This is a genomic window from Inquilinus limosus MP06 (genome assembly GCF_000767795.1).
Classification (GTDB): domain Bacteria; phylum Pseudomonadota; class Alphaproteobacteria; order DSM-16000; family Inquilinaceae; genus Inquilinus; species Inquilinus limosus_E.
Window position 1 is genome coordinate 1 of the sequence record NZ_JANX01000555.1, and the last position, 4133, is coordinate 4133.

Here is a 4133-nt window from a genome sequence, read left to right on the forward strand (position 1 = left end):
GTCCTCGCCGCTGAAGCCCGAGACCTTGTCATTGCCGTTGCCGCCGAACAGGAAGTCGGCCCAGGTGGTGTTGCCGTCGACAGTCAGGTCGGCGGTCGAGGTGTTGAACTTGAAGTCGGCATCGCTCAGATCGTCGACGGAGACGTTCTTGAGGGTGATCTTCTCGTAATTGCCGCCCCAGCCCAGGGCGATGACGGCATCCTGGCCGACCTGGGTGATGAAGGGCTTCAGGCTCTCGAAATCGGCGAGCTTGAGGAAGGACAGGTCGATCTTTTCGCCGTTGACGTTGAAGTCGGTGATCGTGTCGCGGCCGAAGCCGCGGCTGTCATAGACGAAGGTGTCGGTGCCGGCGCCGCCCGTCAGCGCGTCGTCGTCGCTATCGCCGAACAACTGGTCGTCGCCGCCGCCGCCATCGAGGATGTCATTGCCGCCGCGGCCGTAGATCCGGTCGCTGCTGCTGCCGCCCGTGATGGTGTTGCTGAAGACGTCGCCAAAAAGATCCGCCATTGCTGCTTTCCCCTTGTTTACGGTTCGGTCGAAGGCTTGCCGCATGGCCGCGGCGCGGAACGCCGGGCAGGGCGGTGCCGTCGAGCGTCCTTCATCACGAAGTCCGCCCTGTGCCGCCTCTTCCGCCGATGGTGGCAGCGAGGCGAACTCGGTTGTCCTGGGTGACGGCCGGGCTTACCGGCCGATGCGGAGAATGGTCACAGAAGGAGGTGGAAGGACCCAGGGCCGACCCGGCCCTCGCCGGCTGCCGACCGTCCTGTCGTTGCCGTCAGCACGCGAGGTGCTGCCGGCGGGTCATCCGCCGCGACTCATCCTGCTCCGGTTTCGTGAACGACATCCAAGTTGCTCCCCCACCACATAAAATTTGACTCAAATTGGAGTATGCCGCAGCCCTCGATATGTCAGCAATCCGCCCTGGCGGGCGGCCGGGACATCTCGGCACAGGCTTCTGCTGTCCGAATTGAAGGCCGAACGGGCCGGATGTGCCTCCGGCGGGCTGCCCGAGCGACGCCGGATCAGACCGGTGTCGTCATCGTGCTTATCAGCCTGGATATCGGGGGATGGTGGCGCGAATGTGTCACCAGGGTGAGATTGTCGTCCCAATCCGACAATTCAGCGGGCTTTTCTGGATCGCCGCCGCGGCCCGGCGCTTCAAGCCCTGGCGGCCCGGTGCAGGGCGACGCCTGCCATCACCAGGCCGATCCCGGCCAGCTCCCGCGGTGAGGGGACCTGTCCCAGCACCAGGACGCCGATCCCGGCGGCGGTGGCCGGCAGAAGCGACAGCATCAGCGCGAAGCTGGCGCGCGGCAGCCGCGCCATGGCCAGCAGGTCGCAGACATAGGGGATGACCGAGGAGGCGATGCCGACCCCGATGCCGGCCAGCAGCAGCGCCGGATCGGTGAGCACCGGCAGCGCCGGGCCCAGGCCGACCGGGCTGATCGCGGCCAGCGCCACCAGCATCGCCACGGCCAGCCCGTCGACGCCGCCGGCTCCGGCGATGCGATGCCCCAGCACGATGTAGCCGACGAACAGCCCGCAATTGGCGAAGGCCAGGGCATAGCCCAGCGCGTCGCCCTCCAGCCGGATCTGGGTCAGCATCGCCACGCCGGCCGCCGCCAGGCCCAGCGCCACGACGTTGCGCCGGCTGTGCAGCCCCGCCAGCGCCAGGCCGATCGGCCCCAGGAACTCGATGGCGCCGACCGTGGCCAGCGGCAGCCGGGCGATGGCCAGGTAGAAGCAGCCATTCATCGCCGCCAGCACCAGGCCCAGAGCCAGCAGGGTGCGGCGGTCGGCCGGGCTGCTGCGCCGCCACAGCCGCCAGGGCCGGCGCCACAGCGCGAAGACCAGGGCGGCGGCGGCGATGCGCAGCCAGGCGACGCCCAGCACCTCCACCCTGGCGAACAGCAGCACGGCGCAGGCCGGCCCCAGGTAGTGGAACACGGCGCTGATCACGAAGAACAGCTGCGGCGGCACCCGCCGCGCCAGCGGTGCGGCACGGGACGCTTCGGAGGTCGACATGCCCGAAGCTTTGCATGTCCTGGCGAAGCGGCCCATGATCAGGCGAAGCCGTATGCGGCCTTCGGCCTTCGCTTCGAAGGAGATTTGTCGAATTGACCTTCCAGCTCTCGCCGCTGCTCGCGGATGACCGGAACCTCGCCTTGATCCGCCTGCTGCAGGCCGAGCCGCGGCTGGGCGTGGCCGAGCTGGCGCGGCGCATCGGCATGTCGGCGCCGGCGGTGCGCGAGCGGCTGCTGCGGCTGGAGGAGGCGGGCGTGATCCGCGGCTGGCGGCTGGAGCTGGAGCCGAAGGCGCTCGGCTACCCGCTGACCGTCTTCGTCCGTATCCGGCCGATGCCGGGGCAGGTGCCGAAGATCGCCGAGCTGGCGCGGGCGATGCCGCAGGTGGCGGAGTGCCACCGCATCACCGGCGAGGACTGCTTCATCCTGAAGGTGCATGTCGAGGCGATCGAGACGCTGGACCGGCTGCTCGACCGGTTCCTGGCGCATGGCCAGACCACCACCTCGATCGTCCAGTCCAGCCCCGTGCCGCCACGCGATCCGCCGCTGCCGGGGTAGGGCCCAGGGGGGCCGGTCCTACAGCCCGCGGCGCGAGCGCAGGGCGGCGACCAGGGTGCCGTCGTCGAGATAGTCCAGCTCGCCGCCCACCGGCACGCCATGGGCCAGGCGGGTGATGCTGGGGCCCGCGCCCTCCAGCTTCTCGGCCAGGTAATGGGCGGTGGTCTGGCCGTCGACCGTGGCGTTCAGGGCCAGGATCACCTCGGTCACGCCCGGCTCGCGGGCGCGGGCCAGGAGGCGCGGGATCGCCAGGTCCTCCGGCCCGACGCCGTCGATCGCCGACAGCGTGCCGCCCAGCACGTGGTAGCGGCCGCGGAAGGCCCGCGCCCGCTCCAGCGCCCACAGGTCGGCCACCTGCTCGACCACGCAGATCACCCCGGCGTCGCGGGCCGGGTCGCTGCAGATCGGGCAGGGATCGACGGTGTCGAGATTGCCGCAGACCGAGCAGGGCACGATGGCCTCCGCCGCCGCCTCCAGCGCCTCGGCCAGCGGCCGCATGGCCGTGTCGCGGTGGCGCAGCAGGTGCAGCGCGATCCGGCGCGCCGACCGGGGGCCCAGCCCCGGCAGCCGCGCCAGCAGGTCCATCATCGTGGCGATCTCGCCGCTCATCCGCGCTCCATTCCCGCCGCCGTCCGTGGCGCTGATCCTATCCGACGCAACTTCGTAGCACAGCGGGCGAAGCAGGGCCCGTCGCGATCGCACCGAGGCGCCTTGAATGGCGTCGTCGCTTCGCCTATAACCGACGGCGCGCGGGTGTAGCTCAATGGTAGAGCAGAAGCTTCCCAAGCTTACGACGAGGGTTCGATTCCCTTCACCCGCTCCAGCCTCCCTTAAATCGCTGCTGTTCCGACCTCGAGTGCCGCCGATTCGTGATATGATTCGGCTGTAGTCGCCGCGGCGATTATCATTGTATTCAGCGGATGAAATTCAGATGACGCCGATGATATCTTCGGCGATGGTCGTGTAGCGCCTCCAGACGATGGAGCACACGCATGGAAATACTTCATAATTTATTCAAAGCCTCGCCAGAGGCGGCGCTGTTCTTGTCGCTGGCGATCGGCTATGCGGTCGGGAAGATCCAGTTCGGGCGTTTCCAGTTCGGCGGCGTCGCCGGCTCGCTGATCGCCGCGGTGCTGATCAGCCAGGTCGGGGTGACGATCGACCCGGGCATCAAGGCCGTGGCCTTCGCCCTGTTCATCTACGCCGTCGGCTTCGAGAGCGGCCCGCAATTCTTCAATTCGCTGAACCGCTCGGCGCTGCGCGAGATCGCGCTTGCCGTGTTCCTGGCGGCGACCGCGCTGGTCACCGTCATCCTCTGCGCCAGGATCGGCGGGCTGGACAAGGGGCTGGCGGCCGGCATCGCCGCCGGCGGGCTGACCCAGTCGGCGATCATCGGCACCGCCGGCGACACGCTGAACCGGCTGGGGCTGCCGGCCGACGAGGTGGCGCGCCAGCAGGCGGGGATCGCAATCGGCTACGCCGTGACCTACATCTTCGGCTCGCTGGGGCCGATCCTGGTCTGCCTGATCCTGATTCCGCGCCTGTTCGGCC

Annotated in this window: 5 protein-coding genes and 1 tRNA gene; 3 read left to right on the top strand and 3 right to left on the bottom strand. The window is 69.0% G+C overall.

What is annotated here, in order from left to right; all coding sequences use genetic code 11:
• Window positions 1-507 (bottom strand): M10 family metallopeptidase C-terminal domain-containing protein (locus tag P409_RS28205; RefSeq protein WP_430515668.1); only part of this gene is annotated, 507 nt, incomplete at its 3' end.
• A gap of 651 nt (window positions 508-1158) precedes the next feature.
• Complete coding sequence (locus tag P409_RS28210; RefSeq protein ID WP_034846245.1) at window positions 1159-2025, bottom strand: EamA family transporter; 867 nt, start codon at window positions 2023-2025, stop codon at window positions 1159-1161.
• 92 nt (window positions 2026-2117) lie between these two features.
• Here P409_RS28210 and P409_RS28215 point away from each other — a divergent pair, with 92 nt between their 5' ends.
• Complete coding sequence (locus tag P409_RS28215) at window positions 2118-2582, top strand: Lrp/AsnC family transcriptional regulator (RefSeq protein ID WP_034846247.1); 465 nt, start codon at window positions 2118-2120, stop codon at window positions 2580-2582.
• 18 nt (window positions 2583-2600) lie between these two features.
• On the opposite strand, the gene recR is transcribed toward P409_RS28215, so the two are convergent.
• The gene (recR, locus tag P409_RS28220) at window positions 2601-3191 is read right to left on the bottom strand and encodes a recombination mediator RecR (RefSeq protein ID WP_034846249.1); all 591 of its coding nucleotides are present in this window, start codon (window positions 3189-3191) and stop codon (window positions 2601-2603) included.
• A 140-nt stretch (window positions 3192-3331) separates the two neighbouring features.
• Here recR and P409_RS28225 point away from each other — a divergent pair.
• Window positions 3332-3405: transfer RNA gene (locus P409_RS28225), tRNA-Gly, on the top strand.
• Window positions 3406-3625: 220 nt separating this feature from the next.
• Window positions 3626-4133: aspartate-alanine antiporter-like transporter (locus tag P409_RS28230; RefSeq protein WP_034846251.1), on the top strand; the 508-nt coding region annotated here is incomplete at its 3' end.